General features: G+C 47.6%; 17 protein-coding genes. 10 read left to right on the plus strand and 7 right to left on the minus strand.

Features of this window, described 5'->3' with window-relative positions; translation table 11 throughout:
- The first annotated feature begins 30 nt into the window (after positions 1–30).
- The gene (glnS, locus tag L3Q72_RS03775; RefSeq protein ID WP_275131335.1) at positions 31–1,701 is read left to right on the plus strand and encodes a glutamine--tRNA ligase; all 1,671 of its coding nucleotides are present in this window, start codon (positions 31–33) and stop codon (positions 1,699–1,701) included.
- A gap of 597 nt (positions 1,702–2,298) precedes the next feature.
- On the opposite strand, the gene L3Q72_RS03780 is transcribed toward glnS, so the two are convergent.
- The 5 genes from L3Q72_RS03780 to L3Q72_RS03800 all read right to left on the minus strand — a co-directional run bounded on the left by L3Q72_RS03780 (position 2,299) and on the right by L3Q72_RS03800 (position 6,077).
- On the minus strand, positions 2,299–3,336 hold the full coding sequence (locus L3Q72_RS03780; RefSeq protein WP_275129398.1) for an IS110 family transposase: 1,038 nt from the start codon (positions 3,334–3,336) through the stop codon (positions 2,299–2,301).
- A gap of 467 nt (positions 3,337–3,803) precedes the next feature.
- Positions 3,804–4,250 carry a ferric iron uptake transcriptional regulator gene (gene fur, locus L3Q72_RS03785; protein WP_275131336.1) on the minus strand — a complete coding sequence of 149 codons (447 nt, stop codon included), beginning with the start codon at positions 4,248–4,250 and terminating at the stop codon, positions 3,804–3,806.
- Between the two features lie 174 nt (positions 4,251–4,424).
- Positions 4,425–4,952, minus strand: coding sequence for a flavodoxin FldA (fldA, locus tag L3Q72_RS03790; RefSeq protein ID WP_275131337.1), 528 nt, complete (start codon positions 4,950–4,952; stop codon positions 4,425–4,427).
- Positions 4,953–5,003: 51 nt separating this feature from the next.
- Positions 5,004–5,225 (minus strand): DUF2788 domain-containing protein, encoded by a 222-nt coding sequence (locus L3Q72_RS03795; protein WP_275132066.1) that lies wholly within the window; start codon positions 5,223–5,225, stop codon positions 5,004–5,006.
- A 69-nt stretch (positions 5,226–5,294) separates the two neighbouring features.
- Positions 5,295–6,077, minus strand: a complete 783-nt coding sequence (locus tag L3Q72_RS03800) for an alpha/beta fold hydrolase (RefSeq protein ID WP_275131338.1) — start codon at positions 6,075–6,077, stop codon at positions 5,295–5,297.
- A gap of 93 nt (positions 6,078–6,170) precedes the next feature.
- Here L3Q72_RS03800 and seqA point away from each other — a divergent pair, with 93 nt between their 5' ends.
- Both seqA and pgm read left to right on the plus strand, forming a co-directional pair.
- Positions 6,171–6,758: a replication initiation negative regulator SeqA gene (seqA, locus tag L3Q72_RS03805; protein ID WP_275131339.1), complete on the plus strand. Its 588-nt coding sequence runs from the start codon at positions 6,171–6,173 to the stop codon at positions 6,756–6,758.
- Positions 6,759–6,951: 193 nt separating this feature from the next.
- The gene (gene pgm / locus L3Q72_RS03810; protein WP_275131340.1) at positions 6,952–8,598 is read left to right on the plus strand and encodes a phosphoglucomutase (alpha-D-glucose-1,6-bisphosphate-dependent); all 1,647 of its coding nucleotides are present in this window, start codon (positions 6,952–6,954) and stop codon (positions 8,596–8,598) included.
- Between the two features lie 93 nt (positions 8,599–8,691).
- Here pgm and L3Q72_RS03815 read toward each other — a convergent pair whose 3' ends face one another.
- On the minus strand, positions 8,692–8,952 hold the full coding sequence (locus L3Q72_RS03815) for a DUF5062 family protein (RefSeq protein ID WP_275131341.1): 261 nt from the start codon (positions 8,950–8,952) through the stop codon (positions 8,692–8,694).
- A gap of 261 nt (positions 8,953–9,213) precedes the next feature.
- On the opposite strand from L3Q72_RS03815, the gene L3Q72_RS03820 reads away from it, so the two are divergent.
- Complete coding sequence (locus L3Q72_RS03820) at positions 9,214–9,969, plus strand: Nif3-like dinuclear metal center hexameric protein (RefSeq protein WP_275131342.1); 756 nt, start codon at positions 9,214–9,216, stop codon at positions 9,967–9,969.
- A gap of 173 nt (positions 9,970–10,142) precedes the next feature.
- On the opposite strand, the gene L3Q72_RS03825 is transcribed toward L3Q72_RS03820, so the two are convergent.
- Positions 10,143–11,432, minus strand: a complete 1,290-nt coding sequence (locus L3Q72_RS03825; RefSeq protein WP_275131343.1) for a citrate synthase — start codon at positions 11,430–11,432, stop codon at positions 10,143–10,145.
- Between the two features lie 380 nt (positions 11,433–11,812).
- Here L3Q72_RS03825 and sdhC point away from each other — a divergent pair, with 380 nt between their 5' ends.
- The 6 genes from sdhC to odhB all read left to right on the plus strand — a co-directional run bounded on the left by sdhC (position 11,813) and on the right by odhB (position 19,231).
- Positions 11,813–12,205: a succinate dehydrogenase cytochrome b556 subunit gene (sdhC, locus tag L3Q72_RS03830; RefSeq protein WP_275131344.1), complete on the plus strand. Its 393-nt coding sequence runs from the start codon at positions 11,813–11,815 to the stop codon at positions 12,203–12,205.
- Positions 12,199–12,543 (plus strand): succinate dehydrogenase, hydrophobic membrane anchor protein, encoded by a 345-nt coding sequence (sdhD, locus tag L3Q72_RS03835; protein ID WP_275131345.1) that lies wholly within the window; start codon positions 12,199–12,201, stop codon positions 12,541–12,543. The genes sdhC and sdhD overlap by 7 nt, the downstream gene beginning before the upstream one ends.
- A complete protein-coding gene (gene sdhA, locus L3Q72_RS03840; RefSeq protein ID WP_275131346.1) occupies positions 12,544–14,310 on the plus strand; it encodes a succinate dehydrogenase flavoprotein subunit in 1,767 nt (588 codons plus the stop codon).
- Positions 14,311–14,325: 15 nt separating this feature from the next.
- Entirely contained in the window at positions 14,326–15,039 is a 714-nt protein-coding gene (locus L3Q72_RS03845; protein WP_275131347.1) for a succinate dehydrogenase iron-sulfur subunit, read from the plus strand.
- Between the two features lie 92 nt (positions 15,040–15,131).
- On the plus strand, positions 15,132–17,948 hold the full coding sequence (gene sucA / locus L3Q72_RS03850) for a 2-oxoglutarate dehydrogenase E1 component (RefSeq protein ID WP_275131348.1): 2,817 nt from the start codon (positions 15,132–15,134) through the stop codon (positions 17,946–17,948).
- 53 nt (positions 17,949–18,001) lie between these two features.
- Positions 18,002–19,231, plus strand: a complete 1,230-nt coding sequence (gene odhB / locus L3Q72_RS03855) for a 2-oxoglutarate dehydrogenase complex dihydrolipoyllysine-residue succinyltransferase (protein ID WP_275131349.1) — start codon at positions 18,002–18,004, stop codon at positions 19,229–19,231.
- Positions 19,232–19,365 lie beyond the last annotated feature (134 nt).

Genomic DNA, 19,365 nt, shown 5'->3' on the forward strand with positions numbered 1-19,365 from the left:
CTGACAATCCCAAAAAACTGAGGTGTTTAGATGAGTGAAGCTGAGGCTAGACCATCGAATTTTATCCGCCAGATTATTGATAAAGACCTGGCTGATGGTACACATACCAGCGTGCATACTCGATTCCCGCCGGAGCCAAATGGCTACCTGCATATCGGTCACGCTAAATCTATCTGTTTAAACTTTGGAATTGCTCAGGACTATCAGGGACAATGTAATCTGCGTTTTGATGATACAAACCCTGAAAAAGAAGATGTCGAGTACGTTGAGTCGATTAAAAACGATGTGCACTGGTTGGGCTTTGAGTGGTCGGATGAAATTTGCTATTCATCTAACTACTTCGACAAGCTATATGATTATGCAGTTGAATTAATTAACAAAGGCTTAGCGTATGTTGAAGAGCTAAGTCCAGAGCAAATTCGTGAATACCGCGGTACGCTAAAAGAGCCGGGTAAGCACAGCCCATACCGTGACCGTAGTGTTGAAGAGAACCTGGCGCTGTTTGAAAAGATGCGCGCAGGTGAGTTCGAAGAGGGTAAAGCCTGTCTTCGCGCCAAGATCGATATGGCGTCACCCTTTATGGTTATGCGTGATCCGGTGCTTTACCGTGTCCGTTTTGCTGAGCACCATCAGACAGGTGACAAGTGGTGCATCTACCCGATGTACGACTTTACTCACTGTATTTCCGATGCGCTGGAAGGCATTACCCACTCTATCTGTACGCTGGAGTTCCAGGATAACCGTCGTCTGTACGACTGGGTTCTGGATAATATCACTATCGATTGCCAGCCTCGTCAGTACGAGTTCAGCCGCCTGAATCTTGAATACACAGTGATGTCTAAGCGTAAGCTAAACCAGCTTGTGACTGACAACCTGGTTAACGGCTGGGATGACCCTCGTATGCCGACCATTTCAGGCCTGCGTCGCCGTGGCTTTACTCCTGCTTCTATCCGTGAGTTCTGTAAGCGTATTGGTGTAACCAAGCAGGAAAACATGATCGAGTTTGGATCTCTTGAATCCTGTATCCGTGACGATCTGAACGAGAATGCTGCGCGTGCAATGGCGGTTCTTGAGCCGGTGAAAATCGTGATTGAAAACTTCGCTGAAGGTGAAGTTGAGACACTAAACATCGCAAACCACCCGAACAAGCCAGAAATGGGTACCCGTGAAGTGCCGTTCAGCCGTGAAATCTGGATTGAACGCGAAGACTTCCGCGAAGAAGCGAACAAGAAATACAAGCGTCTGGTACTTGGAAAAGAAGTTCGTCTGCGTGGTGCTTATGTGATTAAGGCTGAGCGTATTGAAAAAGACGCTGAAGGCAATATCACCACTATCTTCTGTACTTATGATGCGGATACTCTGGGCAAAAACCCGGCTGACGGCCGTAAAGTAAAAGGTGTAATCCACTGGGTTTCAGCGGATAAAGGTGTTCCGGCTGAAATTCGTCTGTATGACCGCCTGTTCACTGTGCCAAACCCGGCAGCAGCAGAAGACTTTACTTCAGTAATCAACCCTGAATCTCTGGTTGTAATGAATGGCTTTGTTGAGCCAAGCCTGAAAGAAGCACAAGCAGAAGTGGGTTATCAGTTTGAGCGTACAGGTTACTTCTGTTCGGATGTTAAAGACTCTCAGCCTGAGGCGCTGGTGTTTAACCGTACTGTCGGTCTGCGTGATACCTGGGCGAAGATCGAAGCTAATTAAGGCTCTGGGGGCCTGGGGGCGGTCGCTTCGCTCCCAGGACTCTGGGAAGCAGGCATAAAAAAGCAGCATCCAGGTGCAAGCCATAGCCAGCATCCGCAACCGCGTTAACTTAGTCCACCCAACTTGTACGGATCACTGTAGGATAGGACTAAAGTTTCATACTTAGCTTACTCGTTTTTGGACAAAAGCGACTTGGGCGTTCTGGCCTAAATCTACCCTTCTAATAACTTCCGGTGTCCCCAAATGATGAACGGCACCACTTTTCGTGATGCTGAACCTGAAAGCTTTTGGACAAAAACGAGCATTGCTATTTGAAATGGCACGCTTTCTTTATGCAATAATATTGTTAAATTAGTCACCGTTCTCTCGTTCCCATGCTTATATGGACTCCCGGGTGTTGTCAAAAAGTTTATTAGAACAGAGGTCAGATGCTTGCTTATATACGGGCTCTAACTGAGGAGCTACCTCGGCCTCTTCGATGTATTCGCACCTTCATGACTTTATCTCCCGCACGGTAGTTTCTACCTGAGCATGGGCCAGTCTCTTGAAGGTTGGTCTTACCTGTTTGTTCTTACGTTCTTTTTGACTAACCTGGTATTAAGCCACAAGTGGTTGTGGCTTATATTCCTCATCACTTTTTATCATGGCAAGAGCCGTTCTCACCGTTTTATTTGCCAAAGCAATAGCTGCAACTTTTTTGCCTCGCCTTGTGGTCAGATCTTTAAGCCATTGCTCTTTTCCTGTCCGGGCTTCTCGTTTTTCCAGTTTACACACAACTGTTAAGGCTCCTCGAAAGAGTGCACTACGCAACATGTTGTGACCACACTTTTTAGCGATAGAACCTATTTTCTGTTTACCACCACTACTGTGTTGAACGGGTGTTAACCCCAGACAAGCTGAAGCTTCTCTACCCTTACTAAAATGCTCTGCCTGGCCTAACGCTACTTTTAATAAAACTGAGCATACTGGGCCAACCCCCTCCAGAGCTTGTAACCGCCTGCACACTTTATCTTGCGCTATTGACTGCTGTAGTTGTTGTGTAAAAGCTTCTACTTGCTCTATCAAATTTATAAACTGCTCATACATCTGACTCAGGCAAGCTCTAAACTGGCCGGTTAATCCGTTATCAGCGTCCTCAAGAACATAAGGAATGGCTTCTCTCAATGCTTTATCACCTTTAGTGATCGGAATGCCAAACTCCAGTAAATAGGAACGCAGTTGATTACTTATACTTACCTTCTGCCTAACCAGTAGATCTCGCATATGAACGATGGATTGCTGACACTGCTCTTCAACGGTTGGTATGCGACAGGATTTTATTTGAGATTGCGTAGCTGCGATAGCAATGGCAATAGCGTCATTGGCATCGGTTTTTTGGCCCTGCCTGAATGCAGCTGCCCGACGTGGGGCAATAGCCTTCACTTCATGCCCTTGCTCTTTAGCATATCGAGCCCAATAGTTGGTTGTACTGCATGACTCCATTGCTACCAGTGTTGCTTTTTCCCTGGCTAAAAATTCCAGCAGTTTCTTACGGCTCATTTCTCGATTAAAAATAATCTTGCCATCGAAATTCATCTTACAGACCTGAAAAACACTCTTTGCAAGGTCAATAGCAATAACGGTAGAATATTTCATGTATGGACTCCTTTTGTAAAAGTTTGGTCGCTTATTACGCTACTCCTGAGGGAGCCGGGAGTCCATACATCTCCAGCGTGGGAATGCATACCACGGCTGGAGGTATTCTCGTAAACCACTAAAAGTAGAGAAAATAAGTCCAGTGGCAGTTTATACTCTGGCTGGTAGTTTTGAGTCTGACATGCATTCCCACGGAGGACCATGGGAACGAGTGGTCTGCATAATTATTCAGATTTAAATCTAATGCTTTAAGTCCTGAAACTGCTAACTTCCGGCAGGATTTATCTTATAAGAAGACTGTATTTGATTGCGGGCGCGGACGTTAAGTAGACCAAATCGACAGACAGAAAACTGTCCAATATAAAACCCCCATAGGGTTGACTCTATGGGGGTTTCTTCATTACTTAACCACAGAAAACGTAGTGGCTTGATCCAGGTGCTGGTTTTTCTTTATCCGCAATTCACACTTATTTCTTATCGTGTGCCTTAGGGTCTTCTTTGCACTTGCCGCCAACACAGTTGCCGTAAAGGTACAGGCTGTGGTTGGTTAGCTCAATATTGTGCTCAAGGGCGATCTCTTTCTGGCGCTTTTCGATCATTTCGTCAGAAAATTCGATTACTGTGCCGCAGTCCAGACAAACCAGGTGATCGTGGTGGTGCTGAGTTGCCAGTTCGAATACAGATTTTCCACCCTCAAAGTGGTGACGGGTGACGATGCCGGCATCATCAAACTGGTTTAGTACACGGTATACTGTCGCCAGGCCGATCTCTTCCCCAAGATCGATCAACTTTTTATACAATTCTTCAGCACTGATATGCTGGCAACTTGGCTGTTGCAGAATTTCTAAAATCTTTAGCCGGGGCAGGGTAACTTTTAGTCCTGCGTCCTTTAGTGCTTTATTGTTGTCTGACATACTCTTTCCTGTAGATGAACTGTATAAAACGTTTCGACAGTCTTAATTGGTTTATTATAGGTTACTGAGCGGTAACAATAAACCACAATCTTATGAAGGATAAGAATTATTACTATTCAAAAAACGCCTCATTAAGAGGCGTTTTATCAATCAGATGTCGGGAAATGGAAAGGATTAGTCTTCCAGTTCAGCCAGGCACATTTCGTCGTAGATCTGGTTAACCCACTTGTTTACACGCTCTTCTGTCAGTTCCGGCTGGCGGTCTTCGTCGATGCACAGACCAACAAAAGTGCTGTCATCAACCAGTGCCTTAGAAGCTTCGAATTCATAACCTTCAGTAGGCCAGTTACCCAGAATGGTACCGCCTTTGTTTTCTACGATGTCACGGATATCACCCATCGCATCACAGAAGTACTCAGCGTAGTCTTCCTGATCACCACAGCCAAAAATAGCAACAAGCTTTGTTGAAAAATCAATTGCTTCCAGTTCAGGGAAGAAATCATCCCAGTCACACTGAGCTTCGCCGTAGTACCAGGTTGGGATACCCAGGATAAGAAGATCGAAGTTATCTACATCTTCTTTGCTGCTTTTTGCAATATCCTGCACCTGTACTAATTTACTGCTTAGTTGTTTTTGGATCATCTTTGCGACAGCTTCTGTATTGCCTGTGTCGCTGCCAAAGAAGAGACCTACGCTTGCCATATATGATTACCTATCTATTATTTTGTTAACGTTGGCGAAAGAGGGAGTTGATTAGCCCAAGCCTGTGCCTTCCCAGCTCAGCTGAATAATTCCTTTTACCACAAAGCCGGCACACCCTAAAAAAAGAACCAGCCATACGATTCGTCTACCGAAAACCGGAACATTGCCTTGCTTAAGAACATCTTTTATCGCCATGCCTATCAGAAAAAAGACAGAGGCGAAAAGAAGATCAAGCCCAATGGATTCCAGAATATCGATGTAGTCGTAAAGCATATCGCTCCTTGGTGCCATTTGAGTGCCTGCACTATACCACCGTTATTGGGTAAAGTTAATGCAGAAGAGTCATTGAGAATTAGAATTGTTGATGATAAATCTTCTGATTGCTCTTATGACTTCCTGTGGCTTTTCAGCATGCAGCCAGTGCCCGGTATTCGCTATTATATGGGCTTTAGAATTAGGGAACTGGTCTCTTATCAAATTTTGATATTCCGGCAGAAGGTAATCTGAGTTTGCACCTTTGAGGAAAAGAGTCGGAATGGTGCACTCAGGTACGGGAGCCCAGCCGAGGATATTGCGGTAGTTTTCCTTTATGGCTGCCACATTGAAGCGCCAGGTAAAATAGCCTTCGGTTTTATAAAGAGACTTGCCTAAAAACTGTCTTACGCCCTCAATTTCCACATGCTGAGCCAAAACAGCCAGTGCTTCTGAGCGGTGGGCAGGCTTTTCTGCCAAAACCGCTGCCAGCCCGGCAAAAACATTATCATGTCTGTTTTGCGGATAATTAACCGGAGCCATATCCATAACAGTAAGACCGGCTAAATTTTCAGGGTGGTCTGCGGCATATTTCATGGCAACCTTTCCGCCCATGGAGTGGCCGATAATATGGATACCGGATAGCTTCAGAGAGTCAATGATCTTATGCAGATCTTCTGCCATCACATCATAGGTATGCACGTCCGAGTGGAAAGAGTGGCCGTGATTTCTCAAATCAACACTAAGTACCTGATAGTCAGAAGATAAGTCTCTGGCAAGCCTGCCAAGGTTATCCAGACTGCCAAACAGACCGTGAATAAGCACTATGGTCTGTCCCTCTCCCTGTAGTGTGTAATTTAGACGTTCAGACATTTTCTCTTATTCGTGATGGGTTTGGCGTAGAGTATCACGGAAGTTCTGGTTATAATCACCGGAATAGTAAAAACAGTGAGATTGTGAAAGCGAATGAAGACAATTGAGGTTGATGAGGATCTTTACCGTTACATTGCCAGCCAAACCGAACATATTGGTGAGAGTGCTTCCGATATTCTGAGAAGACTACTGGGCTTTAGCGCAGTTGGTGAGCCGGTGACACAAAAGGTCGCCCCGTCAGAACCAGAAGAAGTAGTTCCTGTCGCGCAAGAAAAGCAGCCAGAACCGCAAGTTGGTATCGTAGTAAGTAAAGATGCAGGTAAAGAGACCAGTATCGATGGCGTGAAAGAGATGCGTTCTCTGCTGATTTCTGATGAGTTTGCGGGAAGCAAAAAAGCCATTGACCGATTTATGCTGGTGCTTTCATCTCTGTACAGAGTTGACGGCGAAAGTTTTGCTGAAGCGACTCAGGTGAAAGGCCGTACCCGCGTCTACTTTGCAGACAATGAGCAGGTGCTGCTTGAAAGCGGTAAGACCACAAAACCTAAGGCAATTCCGGCAACGCCATTCTGGGTAATTACCAATACAAATACCAATCGAAAACGCCAAATGGTGGATCAATTGATGACCAGAATGGGTTTTCAGGCTGATTTAATTGAAAAAGTGTGTGCTGCAATATAATTTTTAACACATACCGTAGCTTTAAGACTGGCTTAAGCCTCATAATGACCTGTCCTCAGACGTCGTTGTGAGGCTTTTTTCTTATAAGCCTGTTTATTTTTTAAGTTTTCCTAGCTGCCCCCTTGCAGGATAGTGCTTAAAAAGGTATTCAGTCTTAAGGCTTTAAGTAGAGAAATAATGAAGGGAAACTATAATGGCTATGCACCCTCGTGCCGGACAAAAGGCACAACAAGAAGATTTACATAATATTCCTGCGCTAGTTGCTAACTACTTCTTACTCCAACCAGATCCGGCTAACCCTGCTCATAAGGTTCAGTTTGGTACTTCTGGTCACCGTGGTACAGCAGACAAATCCTCTTTCAACGAAACACATATTCTGGCGATTGCTCAGGCAACAGCTGAAGTACGTGCAGAAAAGGGTACAACTGGCCCTGTATTTGTTGGTAAAGATACTCATGCTCTTTCAGAAGCAGCAATTTACTCAGTGATTGAAGTTCTGATTGCAAATGGCATTGAAGTGATCGTTCAGGAAGATAACGGCTATACACCAACTCCGGGTGTTTCGCACGCAATCCTGACTTACAACCTGAAAAACGAAGCAAAAGCAGATGGTATTGTCATCACTCCATCTCATAACCCACCACAGGACGGTGGTATCAAGTACAACCCGCCACACGGTGGTCCGGCAGAAGCTGACCTGACTCAGGCAATTGAAGACCGTGCAAATGAGCTGGTTGCTGCAGGCCTTGAAGGCGTTAAGCGTATGCCTCTGGCAGAAGCGAAAGCAAGCCCTCTTCTGAAAGAGATGGAACTGGTTCAGCCATATGTTGATGACCTGGTAAATGTTATCGATATGGAAGCAATCCAGAAAGCGGGTCTGAAAATCGGTGTTGATCCACTAGGTGGCTCTGGTATCGAGTACTGGAGAACTATCGCTAAGACTTACGATCTTGACCTGACGCTGGTAAGTGAAGCTGTTGACCCGTCTTTCCAGTTTATGTCTCTGGATAAAGATGGCGTGGTTCGTATGGACTGTTCTTCTCCTTACGCAATGGCTGGCCTTCTGGCTCTTAAAGATGACTACACTCTGGCATTTGGTAACGACCCTGACTACGACCGCCACGGTATCGTAACGCCTAAGGGCCTGATGAATCCAAACCATTACCTGGCTGTATGTATCGACTACCTGTACCGCCACCGTGAAGGCTGGGCAAGCGATGTTGCTGTTGGTAAGACTCTGGTATCAAGTGCACTTATCGACCGTGTTGTTGCTGACCTTGGCCGCGAGCTATGCGAAGTACCGGTTGGCTTTAAGTGGTTTGTAGACGGTCTTTACAACGGTTCATTTGGTTTCGGTGGTGAAGAGAGTGCGGGTGCATCATTCCTGCGTAAAGACGGTACGCCTTGGTCTACTGATAAAGACGGCATCATCCTGTGTCTTCTTGCAGCAGAAATCACAGCGGTTACCGGTAAGAACCCTCAGGAATACTACGAAGAACTTGCTGCTAAGCACGGCGAATCTGCATACAACCGTATTCAGGCTGTTGCAAATGCTGATCAGAAAAATGTTCTTAAGAAGATGTCTCCTGAAATGGTTTCAGCTGATACGCTTGCAGGCGAGACAATCACTGCTCGTCTTACAAATGCTCCGGGTAACGGCGCAGCTATCGGTGGCCTGAAAGTGACCACTGAAAACGGCTGGTTTGCTGCTCGTCCTTCTGGCACAGAAGATATCTACAAGATCTACTGTGAAAGCTTTAAAGGCGAAGAGCATCTGAAGATGATTGAGAAAGAAGCTCAGGACATCGTTAACCAGGTATTTGCTGACGCTGGCTTATAAGGTAGCAGGCTACAGGCGGCAGGTGAGGGAACCCTTGTCTGCCGACTGAAATAAGAAACCCCGGAGATTGCTCTTCGGGGTTTTTGTTTGTCTTTATTTTAACGGATCATCATCAGGCAGCGCGTTGTGCATCCATATTGCCAGGCGTTTTTTTATATTTGCTCCGTCCAGCTTATCTTCGGGCAGAGGGGTGATTTGTTTCACTTCGACCAAAAACAGATATACGGCCTTAATTTTTATTGGTTGGGAGGAAGTAGGTAAGTCGAATCCCTGCATTTTTGCCAACTTGAAACCGACTTCTAATGCCTTTTTAACCAGCTTATCTTCGTTGAGGAGCTTTGTAGATTTCGACATATTATGACCAGCCTTTGTTTTGATTGAAGAATTAGTATATCAAACAGGAGGTTTTGCATGTTTATCTTGATCTCAAGTTGGAGAAACAGGCGCGATAATTGTTGTGTATCCCGAGCTGAGGTTAATTAGGCCAGCTAGCCGGCACCACAATCCAGAACCGGGCTGTTTGCTTATCCATTGTGCAATTTGAGTTAGTGAGTCGGCCTTCATGTGCTATTCTTTTTAATCACCTGAGCGCTAATAAACTGGGTATAACACATAATGAACAACTTGCAATTAGAAACACTGCTAAATCAGAAGCTTTCCCCTGAGTTAATTAAAGATTACTGTCCTAATGGCCTGCAGATAGAGGGCAAGGAAGAGGTCAGAAAAATCGTTACAGGAGTAACTGCTTCCAAAGCCTTGATAGAGAAAGCTATTGAACACAAAGCAGATGCGATTCTGGTTCATCACGGTTATTTCTGGAAAGGCGAAGCAGAGCCTATTCGCGGTATGAAGGGGGCAAGAATTAAGGCTCTGATACAAAACGATATCAATATGTACGCGTATCATCTTCCTCTGGATATTCACCCTGAGCTGGGTAACAACGTCAAACTGGCAGAATTGCTGGATATCAAAATAGAAGGCGGACTGGAGCCGACACCTCAGTCAGTTGCACTTCACGGTTCACTGGCAGAACCTATTATGGCCGATGAGCTGGCCAGCCGGATCACCACAGCGCTGGATCGCGAGCCGTTATACATTGCTCCTGAATTCGATAAACCAATCAAAAAAGTAGGCTGGTGCACTGGCGGCGGTCAGGATTATATTGAACTCGCCGCACAACAGGGCCTGGATGCCTTTATCTCCGGCGAGATTTCAGAAAGAACTACACACATAGCCCGCGAGCTGGGTATTCATTACTTTAGCGCAGGGCATCATGCAACCGAACGTTACGGTGTTAAAGCGCTGGGGGAATGGCTGGCGAAAGAGCATGGGGTTTATGTGGAGTTTGTGGATGTGGGGAATCCGGTTTAAATAAGGGCCTGGGGCTCTGGGTTTCTGGGCCCTCGGCCCTGGGAAAATACTAATTATACCCACTTTCCCAGGACCTATAGGACGAAGTCCGTTCCCAGGGCCTAGGGCCCTGAAAAAAGAAACCCCGCATTCCCAGCGAGGTTCTTATCCAATTTACGTAACTAACCTTATAGCTACTCGCGCTCATGCAACGGCTTAAAATCCCTCATTGGCTGACCAGTATAAAGCTGACGTGGGCGGCCGATGCGGTTGTCCGGGCTGCTGTGCATTTCGCTCCAGTGGGCTATCCAGCCTACTGTGCGTGATAGGGCGAAGATTACGGTGAACATGGAAACCGGGATACCGATAGCTTTCAGGATGATACCTGAGTAGAAGTCTACGTTCGGGTACAGTTTCTTCTCAACGAAGTATTCATCGGAAAGTGCGATACGCTCAAGTTCCATGGCTACTGCCAGTAGCGGATCTTCGATATTCAGCTCTTTCAGAACTTCGTGACACGCTTCGCGCATTACGGTTGCGCGCGGGTCGTAGTTTCTGTAAACACGGTGACCGAAGCCCATTAGACGGAACGGGTCATCCTTGTCTTTTGCACGTGCAACGTACTCAGGGATCTTATCAACATCACCGATCTCTTCCAGCATCTTCAGACAGGCTTCGTTTGCACCGCCGTGTGCAGGCCCCCAAAGAGACGCGATACCGGCAGAGATACAGGCGAACGGGTTAGCGCCCGAAGAGCCTGCAAGACGAACAGTTGAAGTTGAAGCATTCTGTTCATGGTCGGCATGAAGGGTAAAGATCTTATCCATAGCGCGAGCAATAACCGGGTTGACTTCGTACTCTTCACATGGGTTAGCAAACATCATGTGAAGGAAGTTTTCCGCGTAGCTAAGGTCGTTTCTAGGATAGATAAACGGCTGGCCAATGGAATATTTGTAACACATTGCAGCCAGAGTCGGCATTTTAGACAACAGGCGGAATGCTGCGATCTCACGGTGGCTATCGTTATTGATATCCAGAGAATCGTGATAGAAAGCTGCAAGGGCACCTACAACCCCCACCATAATCGCCATTGGGTGTGCGTCACGACGGAAGCCATGGAAGAAGCTGGCAATCTGCTCATGAACCATGGTGTGGCGCGTAACAATTTTCTTGAACTCGTCGTACTCTTTGCGGTTTGGAGCTTCTCCATAAAGCAGGATATAGCAAACTTCCAGATAATCCGCATTATTAGCAAGTTGGTCGATAGGGAAACCACGGTGCAGCAAGACACCTTTTCCGCCGTCGATAAAAGTGATTTGGGATTCACAAGATGCAGTGGCAAGAAAACCAGGGTCAAAAGTAAAGTAACCATTGGCACCCAGTTTACGAACGTCAATTACTTCCGGACCTAATGTTCCGTCCATAATTGGCAGCTCGATTGGAGCTTTACCTTCTACATGAAGGGTCGCTTTCTTATCTGCCATAACAATCTCCTTTGTATATTATTTAGTCCATCCGGGACATTTGTGAGTCATTTTTTTACTCATGATCGGGCTTAAAGTCAATTTTTCTCCTGTTTTGTGTGCACTTTTACACGCTTTGTAAGTTAAAAATATGTTCCAAGTAACAAAAAATGTTACATCTGTTGTATTAATGTGTTGCTACTCTTATAGTGAGCCTGAACTCAACACTAACCCCTTATAAATTCAAGGCTTGAAAGAAATATAGATAATGATAACTTTGAGCTTAATATAACATTTACTTTACATTTTGGCCTGTCAATAATGGCGTATTAGCGTGCAAATGTAAAGTTAATGTTAAATTGCAGGGGTTTAAACATAACTACAATGCTCAATGGAGCTGAGTGAGCAAGCCCGTGAAAGAAAGTAAGTCAAGACCTGTAAATCTGGATCTGCAGACCATACGCTTTCCGATTACTGCAATTGCATCCATCCTGCACCGAGTGTCCGGGGTGATCACTTTTGTAGCTGTCGGGATTCTGCTTTGGCTGCTGTCCCTCTCCCTCTCTTCCCCTGTCGGCTTTTCTCAGGCTGCGGATTTAGTGGACAACTTTTTTGTGAAACTAATTCTGTGGGGGATTGTAACCGCACTTGCCTATCATATCGTTGGTGGTATCCGGCATCTGATAATGGACTCAGGCCGTTATGAAGATCTGGAATCCGGCGAGATGACCGCTAAGGTTTCGTTTGGCGCGACAGTGGTTCTGTCATTACTCGGAGGTATCCTGGTATGGTAAGACATGTCTCCTCTGTTGGACGAAATGGTGTGCACGATTTCCTGCTGATTCGTGCCACTGCGATTATTTTAACTCTGTACACCATCTATTTAGTCGGTTTTTTTACCTTTAATGATATCGATTACAATATCTGGATGGCATTTTTCTCCGGCACCTTTACCAGAGCATTTTCAATGCTGGCACTGACCTCAATCCTTATCCATGGCTGGATAGGCTTGTGGCAGGTACTGACCGATTACGTTAAGCCCACCTTGTTACGTGGTGCCTTACAGTTGGTTATTGTGGCTGTTTTGTTGATCTACTTCTTCTCTGGTCTGTTTATATTGTGGGGTGCTTAAGTGACTATTCCAGTTCGTGAATTCGATGCCGTGGTGATCGGCGCGGGCGGTGCGGGTATGCGCGCAGCTCTTCAGATATCTGAGCAGGGCCTGACATGTGCACTGCTTTCTAAAGTTTTTCCAACCCGTTCTCATACTGTGTCTGCGCAGGGAGGGATTACCGTCGCTCTGGGTAATTCCCATAAAGATGACTGGCAGTGGCATATGTACGATACCGTAAAGGGCTCCGACTATATCGGGGATCAGGACGCTATCGAATATATGTGTAAAAACGGTCCTGAGTCGGTTATTGAGTTAGAGAAAATGGGGCTGCCATTCTCTCGTTTTGACAACGGCACCATTTACCAGCGCCCTTTCGGCGGGCAGTCAAAAGAGTTTGGCGGTGAGCAGGCAGCAAGAACAGCCGCTGCCGCAGACCGGACGGGGCATGCGCTGCTTCATACCCTCTACCAGCAGAACATCAAACACAAGACCACCATATTTTCTGAGTGGTATGCACTGGATTTGGTGAAGAATCAGGATGGCGCCATCCTTGGTTGTACTGCCATCTGCATGGAGTCCGGTGAGATTTTCTATTTCAAAGCCAAGGCAACGATTCTGGCAACCGGTGGCGCAGGCCGTATTTACGCTTCAACCACCAATGCCCATATCAATACCGGAGACGGTGTAGGAATGGCGCTTCGGGCCGGTGTTCCTATGCAGGATATGGAGATGTGGCAGTTCCATCCGACAGGTATTGCCGGAGCCGGTGTATTGGTTACCGAAGGCTGTCGTGGGGAAGGGGGCTATCTTCTTAATAAAGGTGGCGAGCGCTTTATGGAACGTTATGCACCGAATGCCAAAGACCTGGCCGGCCGTGATGTGGTCGCCCGCTCTATGATGATAGAGATTCGTGAAGGCCGCGGATGCGACGGGCCATGGGGACCGCACATTAAACTGAAACTGGATCATCTTGGTAAAGATGTGCTTGAGTCCCGCCTGCCGGGTATCTGCGAGCTGTCGCGAACCTTCGCGCATGTGGATCCGGTTAAAGAGCCAATTCCGGTGATCCCAACTTGCCACTACATGATGGGCGGGGTGCCGACTCAGGTTTCGGGTCAGGCCATCAAACAGGACGAAAGTGGCGCAGATGCAGAAGTGCAGGGTTTGTTTGCCTGCGGTGAAATTGCTTCTGTATCGGTTCATGGTGCCAACAGACTGGGTGGTAACTCGCTGCTCGACCTTGTGGTGTTCGGCAGGGCAACAGGGCTGCATCTGGGTGAAACACTGGCTGCGCAGGCGGAAGCGCGTCCGGCTACTGAGTCGGACATTGAAGCTTCGCTTGCCCGTACCATGCGCTGGGAAAACAGCAGTGGCGGTGAAGATCCGGTGCAAATCCGCAAAGATCTGCAAACCTGCATGCAAAACAGCTTCTCGGTATTCCGTGAAGGGGATGCTATGGCAACCGGGCTGGAAGAGCTGAAAGTGATTCGCGACAGACTGAAAGAGGCTCACCTTTCTGATAAGTCTTCAGAGTTCAATACACAGCGAATCGAGTGTCTGGAGCTGGATAACCTGATGGAAACGGCGTTTGCGACAGCTGTTGCGGCAAACTATCGTACCGAGAGCCGTGGTGCACACGCCCGCTTTGACTACCCTGACCGTGATGATGAACAGTGGCTGTGCCATTCCATCTATGATCCGGTATCAGAAGATATGTCGAAACGTGATGTAAATATGGAGCCCGTCCATCGTGATGCGTTCCCGCCAAAAGTTCGTACATACTAAGGGGAGGACATAAACATGAAACTGAATTTCTCTCTTTACCGCTACAATCCGGATGTGGACAAAAAGCCGCATATGAAGGATTACGTTCTGGAAGTGGAAGAAGGCTCGGATATGATGGTGCTGGATGCACTTATCTTACTGAAAGAGCAGGATCCTTCCATTTCGTTTCGCCGTTCCTGCCGGGAGGGGGTATGCGGCTCTGACGGCCTGAATATGAACGGAAAAAACGGGCTAGCATGTATCACTCCGTTATCTGAACTTACACAGCAGAATCCTATAGTAATCAGACCATTACCAGGATTACCTGTTGTTCGCGATTTAATCGTGGACATGACGCAATTTTATGATAATTATGCGAAAGTCAGACCTTACTTAATAACCGATGGAAGCTTACCTCCATCAAGAGAAAATCTGCAGTCGCCAGACGAGCGGGCCCATCTTGACGGTTTATATGAGTGCATTATGTGCGCATGCTGTACGACTTCATGTCCGTCATTCTGGTGGAATCCGGATAAATTTATCGGCCCTGCCGGTCTTCTCGCAGCGTACCGCTGGCTGGTGGATAGCCGGGATACCGCGACAGATGAACGTCTGTCAGATCTTGACGACGCATTTAGCGTTTTTCGTTGCCATGGCATTATGAATTGTGTAAGTGTTTGTCCTAAGGGATTAAATCCAACAAAAGCGATAGGCCATATCAAAACGATGCTGGTGAAGCGTTCGGTATAAAACAGATAAAAATTGCCGGCTCTGAGGGGCCGGCTCTTGTCGCTCAGGCAAAATGAGCGTAGCAATAACAATACAACTGATTAAGGGAAAATATGCACAACGGCGTGATGAAGGCATGGCTCGAGTCTTCACACTTGGCTGGCGCCAATGCAACCTACGTAGAAGATCTCTACGAACTGTATCTAAGTGACCCCGATCAGGTAAGTGAAGAGTGGAAACGTGTATTTGATGGTCTGCCGACGCAGCCATCAGAAGTGGAAGAACAACCACATTCACGGGTCCGTGATTACTTCCGGCGACTCGCTAAAGAAACAAAGCATTACAGTGTCCAGGTGAGTGATCCTGATGTCGATGCTAAGCAAGTAAGAGTTCTGCAGTTAATCAATGCCTACCGCTTCCGTGGGCATCAGGCTGCAAATCTGGATCCTTTGGGAATCTGGAAGCGGGATGCTGGTCCCGATCTGGATCCTGCCTTTCATAATCTGACAGAAGATGACTTTGAACAGACCTTTAACGTGGGTTCTTTTGCTGTTCCGCAAGAGACCATGCAACTTGGCGATCTGTTTGATGCTCTGAAAAAAACCTACTGTGGCTCCATCGGTGCAGAATATATGCACATGACCAATACCGAACAGAAGCGCTGGGTTCAGCAGCGTCTGGAATCTGTGCTTGGTCAGCCCTCCTTTACTCTTGATGAGAAGAAAACCTTTCTTGATGAGCTAACAGCTGCGGAAGGCCTTGAACGCTATCTGGGGGCAAAATTCCCGGGTGCCAAGCGATTCTCACTGGAAGGTGGTGATGCACTTATTCCGATGACAAAAGAGCTTATCCGCCACGCAGGCCGAAGCGATATGCGCGAAGTCGTTATCGGAATGGCGCACCGTGGCCGTCTGAATATGCTGGTTAACGTACTGGGTAAAAAACCGGCGGGCCTGTTTGATGAGTTTGCCGGTAAACACGATGAAACCTGGGGTACAGGTGACGTTAAGTACCATCAGGGCTTCTCTGCTGACTTTGCAACACCGGGCGGTGATGTTCACCTGGTACTGGCGTTTAACCCGTCTCACCTTGAGATCGTTAATCCTGTGGTTATGGGTTCGGTTCGGGCAAGACAGGACCGGCTGGGTGATAAAATCGGCAGCAAGGTGCTTCCGATTACCATCCACGGTGACTCAGCCATCGCCGGGCAGGGCGTGGTCCAGGAGACCTTTAATATGTCTCAGACCCGCGGCTTTAAGGTTGGCGGTACCGTCCGGATTGTGGTGAACAATCAGGTTGGCTTTACCACATCCAACCCGAGAGACACCCGCTCAACCATGTACTGTACTGACATCGCTAAGATGGTGCAGGCACCGATTTTCCACGTTAATGCAGATGATCCGGAAGCGGTCGCTTTTGTTGCTCAGATAGCTCTGGATTTCCGTAACACCTTTAAACGTGATGTGGTTATCGATCTGGTTTGCTACCGCAGGCACGGTCACAATGAGGCGGATGAGCCAAATGCTACCCAGCCTCTGATGTACCAGAAAATCAAAAAACATCCGACTCCGCGCAAGCTTTATGCTGACGTTCTGATGGAGCGGGAAGAGGTGGGCATTGATATCGCCACTGAGATGGTCAACAACTACCGCGATGCACTGGACCACGGTGAAGTTGTGGTGAAAGAGTGGCGTCCGATGGAGATGCACTCGGTGGACTGGAATCCGTATCTGGGCCGCGACTGGAACGAAGAGTGGGATTCTCAGTTTGATATTGAGCGCTTAAAAGAGCTGGGCGAACGAATTTGCCAGTATCCGGAAAGCCATAAGCTGCAAAGTCGGGTAAATAAGATTTACGAAGACAGAAAGGCAATGGTCAAAGGCGAAAAAGCGTTGGACTGGGGTATGGCAGAAGTGCTGGCCTATGCGACGCTGGTGGATGACAGCAAGCGCATCCGGATCTCCGGTCAGGACTCAGGGCGCGGTACTTTCTTCCACAGACACTCAGTTCTGCACAATCAGGACGATGCCAGTGTCTATGTGCCGCTACAGAAGGTGCATGATAAGCAGGGACCATTCCAGGTCTTTGACTCCGTGCTTTCTGAAGAGGCGGTGCTGGCCTTTGAGTACGGCTATGCAACGGCAGAGCCGGGCGGACTTTCTATCTGGGAAGCGCAGTTTGGTGATTTTGCCAATGGCGCTCAGGTGGTGATTGACCAGTTTATCTCATCCGGTGAGCAGAAGTGGGGACGCCTTTGCGGACTGACCATGCTGCTGCCTCACGGCTATGAGGGCCAGGGGCCAGAGCACTCATCAGCCCGTCTGGAAAGATATCTCCAGCTGTGTGCTGAGCAGAATATGCAGGTGGTGGTGCCATCTACACCGGCTCAGGTTTATCACATGCTGCGCCGTCAGGTGGTTCGTCCTATGCGTCGTCCGCTGGTGGTGATGTCGCCGAAATCGTTGCTGCGTCATCCGCTTTGTACTTCTTCACTGGAAGAGCTTGCCGAAGGCACCTTCCAGCCGGCTATCGACGAAATAGACGATCTGGATCCGAAGAAAGTGAAACGGATTGTGTTCTGCTCCGGCAAGGTTTACTACGATCTGCTTGAGCAGCGCCGCAAGAATGAACAGGAAGATGTGGCGATTATCCGCTTTGAACAGCTCTATCCGTTCCCGCTGTTTGAAGTGAGGGAGCTTATCGAGAAGTATGTGAATGCTGATGACTTTGTCTGGTGTCAGGAAGAGCCGCAAAACCAGGGAGCCTGGTGGTGTAGTCAGCATAATTTCCGCAATGCCATTCGTGGCGCGGATCTGAAGTATGCGGGACGTCCGGCCTCAGCCTCACCGGCTGTGGGTTATATGTCCGTCCACCTGAAACAGCAAAAACAACTGGTAGAAGACGCTTTAAACCTGAATTTTTTAGGCTGAGTGATTTTTGATACTGACTAATTATTAGAACTAGAAGTAAAGGAAGAAAAGATATGACAATTGAAATTCTGGTTCCAGATTTGCCTGAATCCGTAGCCGACGCAACGGTTGCCACATGGCACAAGCAGCCAGGTGAAGCCGTTGCCCGGGACGAAGTCATCGTTGATATTGAAACAGATAAAGTGGTGCTGGAAGTACCTGCGCCGGAAGCGGGTGTACTGGAAGCCATTATTGAACAAGAGGGGGCCACCGTACTTGCTAAGCAGGTGATCGGTAAGCTGAAAACCGATGTTGTGGCCGGCGAACCAACCAGAGACACAACAGAAACCACCGAAGCTTCACCGGACAAACGCCATAAAGCCTCTCTGACAGAAGAGACCAACGACTGGCTTAGCCCGGCAGTACGCCGCCTGATTGATGAGCATGGTCTGGATCCTCATCAGATTAAGGGAACCGGCGTTGGCGGACGTATTATCCGCGAAGACGTGGAAAACTTTCTGGCAAGTAAACCAGTTGAAGAACCGGCGCCAGCTCCGGCCCCTGTGGCAGAGCAGGCTGCGACTCCTGAAGCTCCGGCTGATGCCCGCAGTCAGAAGCGCGTTCCTATGACACGTCTGCGTAAGCGTGTTGCAGAGCGTCTGCTGGAAGCGAAGAACAGCACAGCCATGCTGACCACCTTTAACGAAGTGAACATGAGGCCAATCATGGATCTTCGCAAGCAGTATAAGGACCAGTTTGAAGAGCGCCATGGTGTGCGTCTGGGCTTTATGTCCTTCTATGTGAAGGCGGTAACTGAAGCGCTGAAGCGTTTCCCTGAGGTAAATGCGTCCATTGATGGTGAAGATATTGTTTACCACAACTTCTTCGATATCAGCATGGCGGTGTCTACTCCGCGTGGTCTGGTCACGCCGGTTCTTAAGGATTGTGACACTTTAGGCATGGCAGATATAGAAAAAGGCATTAAAGATCTTGCAATTAAGGGCCGTGACGGTAAGTTAACGGTAGAAGAACTAACAGGTGGTAACTTCACCATTACAAATGGTGGTGTTTTTGGTTCATTGATGTCGACACCGATCATCAACCCTCCTCAGGCAGCGATACTTGGTATGCATAAAATCCAGGACCGTCCAATGGCGGTGGATGGCAAAGTAGAAATTCTGCCGATGATGTATCTGGCGCTTTCTTACGATCACCGTTTAATCGATGGCCGTGAGTCAGTGAGCTTCTTGGTTACCATCAAAGAATTACTGGAAGATCCAGCTCGTTTATTACTGGATGTGTAAGCGTTCTGATACCTGAGAAATCAAGGGTCAGACGGCTCGACATCTGACTCTTTACAAATGCCTGCTTTATGCAGGTGTTTGTTAAAGTAGTACCCTATAACGTGAAGGCGATTAGCTAATTAACGGAATTGGCA

The sequence above is a fragment of the Vibrio sp. JC009 genome (assembly GCF_029016485.1).
Lineage (GTDB): Bacteria > Pseudomonadota > Gammaproteobacteria > Enterobacterales > Vibrionaceae > Vibrio.

Coding starts and splice junctions, on each gene's coding strand:
- glnS (WP_275131335.1), top strand. CDS start 31: ATGAGTGAAGCTGAGGCTAGACCATCGAATTTTATCCGCCAGATTATT.
- L3Q72_RS03780 (WP_275129398.1), bottom strand. CDS start 3,336: ATGAAATATTCTACCGTTATTGCTATTGACCTTGCAAAGAGTGTTTTT.
- fur (WP_275131336.1), bottom strand. CDS start 4,250: ATGTCAGACAACAATAAAGCACTAAAGGACGCAGGACTAAAAGTTACC.
- fldA (WP_275131337.1), bottom strand. CDS start 4,952: ATGGCAAGCGTAGGTCTCTTCTTTGGCAGCGACACAGGCAATACAGAA.
- L3Q72_RS03795 (WP_275132066.1), bottom strand. CDS start 5,225: ATGCTTTACGACTACATCGATATTCTGGAATCCATTGGGCTTGATCTT.
- L3Q72_RS03800 (WP_275131338.1), bottom strand. CDS start 6,077: ATGTCTGAACGTCTAAATTACACACTACAGGGAGAGGGACAGACCATA.
- seqA (WP_275131339.1), top strand. CDS start 6,171: ATGAAGACAATTGAGGTTGATGAGGATCTTTACCGTTACATTGCCAGC.
- pgm (WP_275131340.1), top strand. CDS start 6,952: ATGGCTATGCACCCTCGTGCCGGACAAAAGGCACAACAAGAAGATTTA.
- L3Q72_RS03815 (WP_275131341.1), bottom strand. CDS start 8,952: ATGTCGAAATCTACAAAGCTCCTCAACGAAGATAAGCTGGTTAAAAAG.
- L3Q72_RS03820 (WP_275131342.1), top strand. CDS start 9,214: ATGAACAACTTGCAATTAGAAACACTGCTAAATCAGAAGCTTTCCCCT.
- L3Q72_RS03825 (WP_275131343.1), bottom strand. CDS start 11,432: ATGGCAGATAAGAAAGCGACCCTTCATGTAGAAGGTAAAGCTCCAATC.
- sdhD (WP_275131345.1), top strand. CDS start 12,199: ATGGTAAGACATGTCTCCTCTGTTGGACGAAATGGTGTGCACGATTTC.
- L3Q72_RS03845 (WP_275131347.1), top strand. CDS start 14,326: ATGAAACTGAATTTCTCTCTTTACCGCTACAATCCGGATGTGGACAAA.
- sucA (WP_275131348.1), top strand. CDS start 15,132: ATGCACAACGGCGTGATGAAGGCATGGCTCGAGTCTTCACACTTGGCT.
- odhB (WP_275131349.1), top strand. CDS start 18,002: ATGACAATTGAAATTCTGGTTCCAGATTTGCCTGAATCCGTAGCCGAC.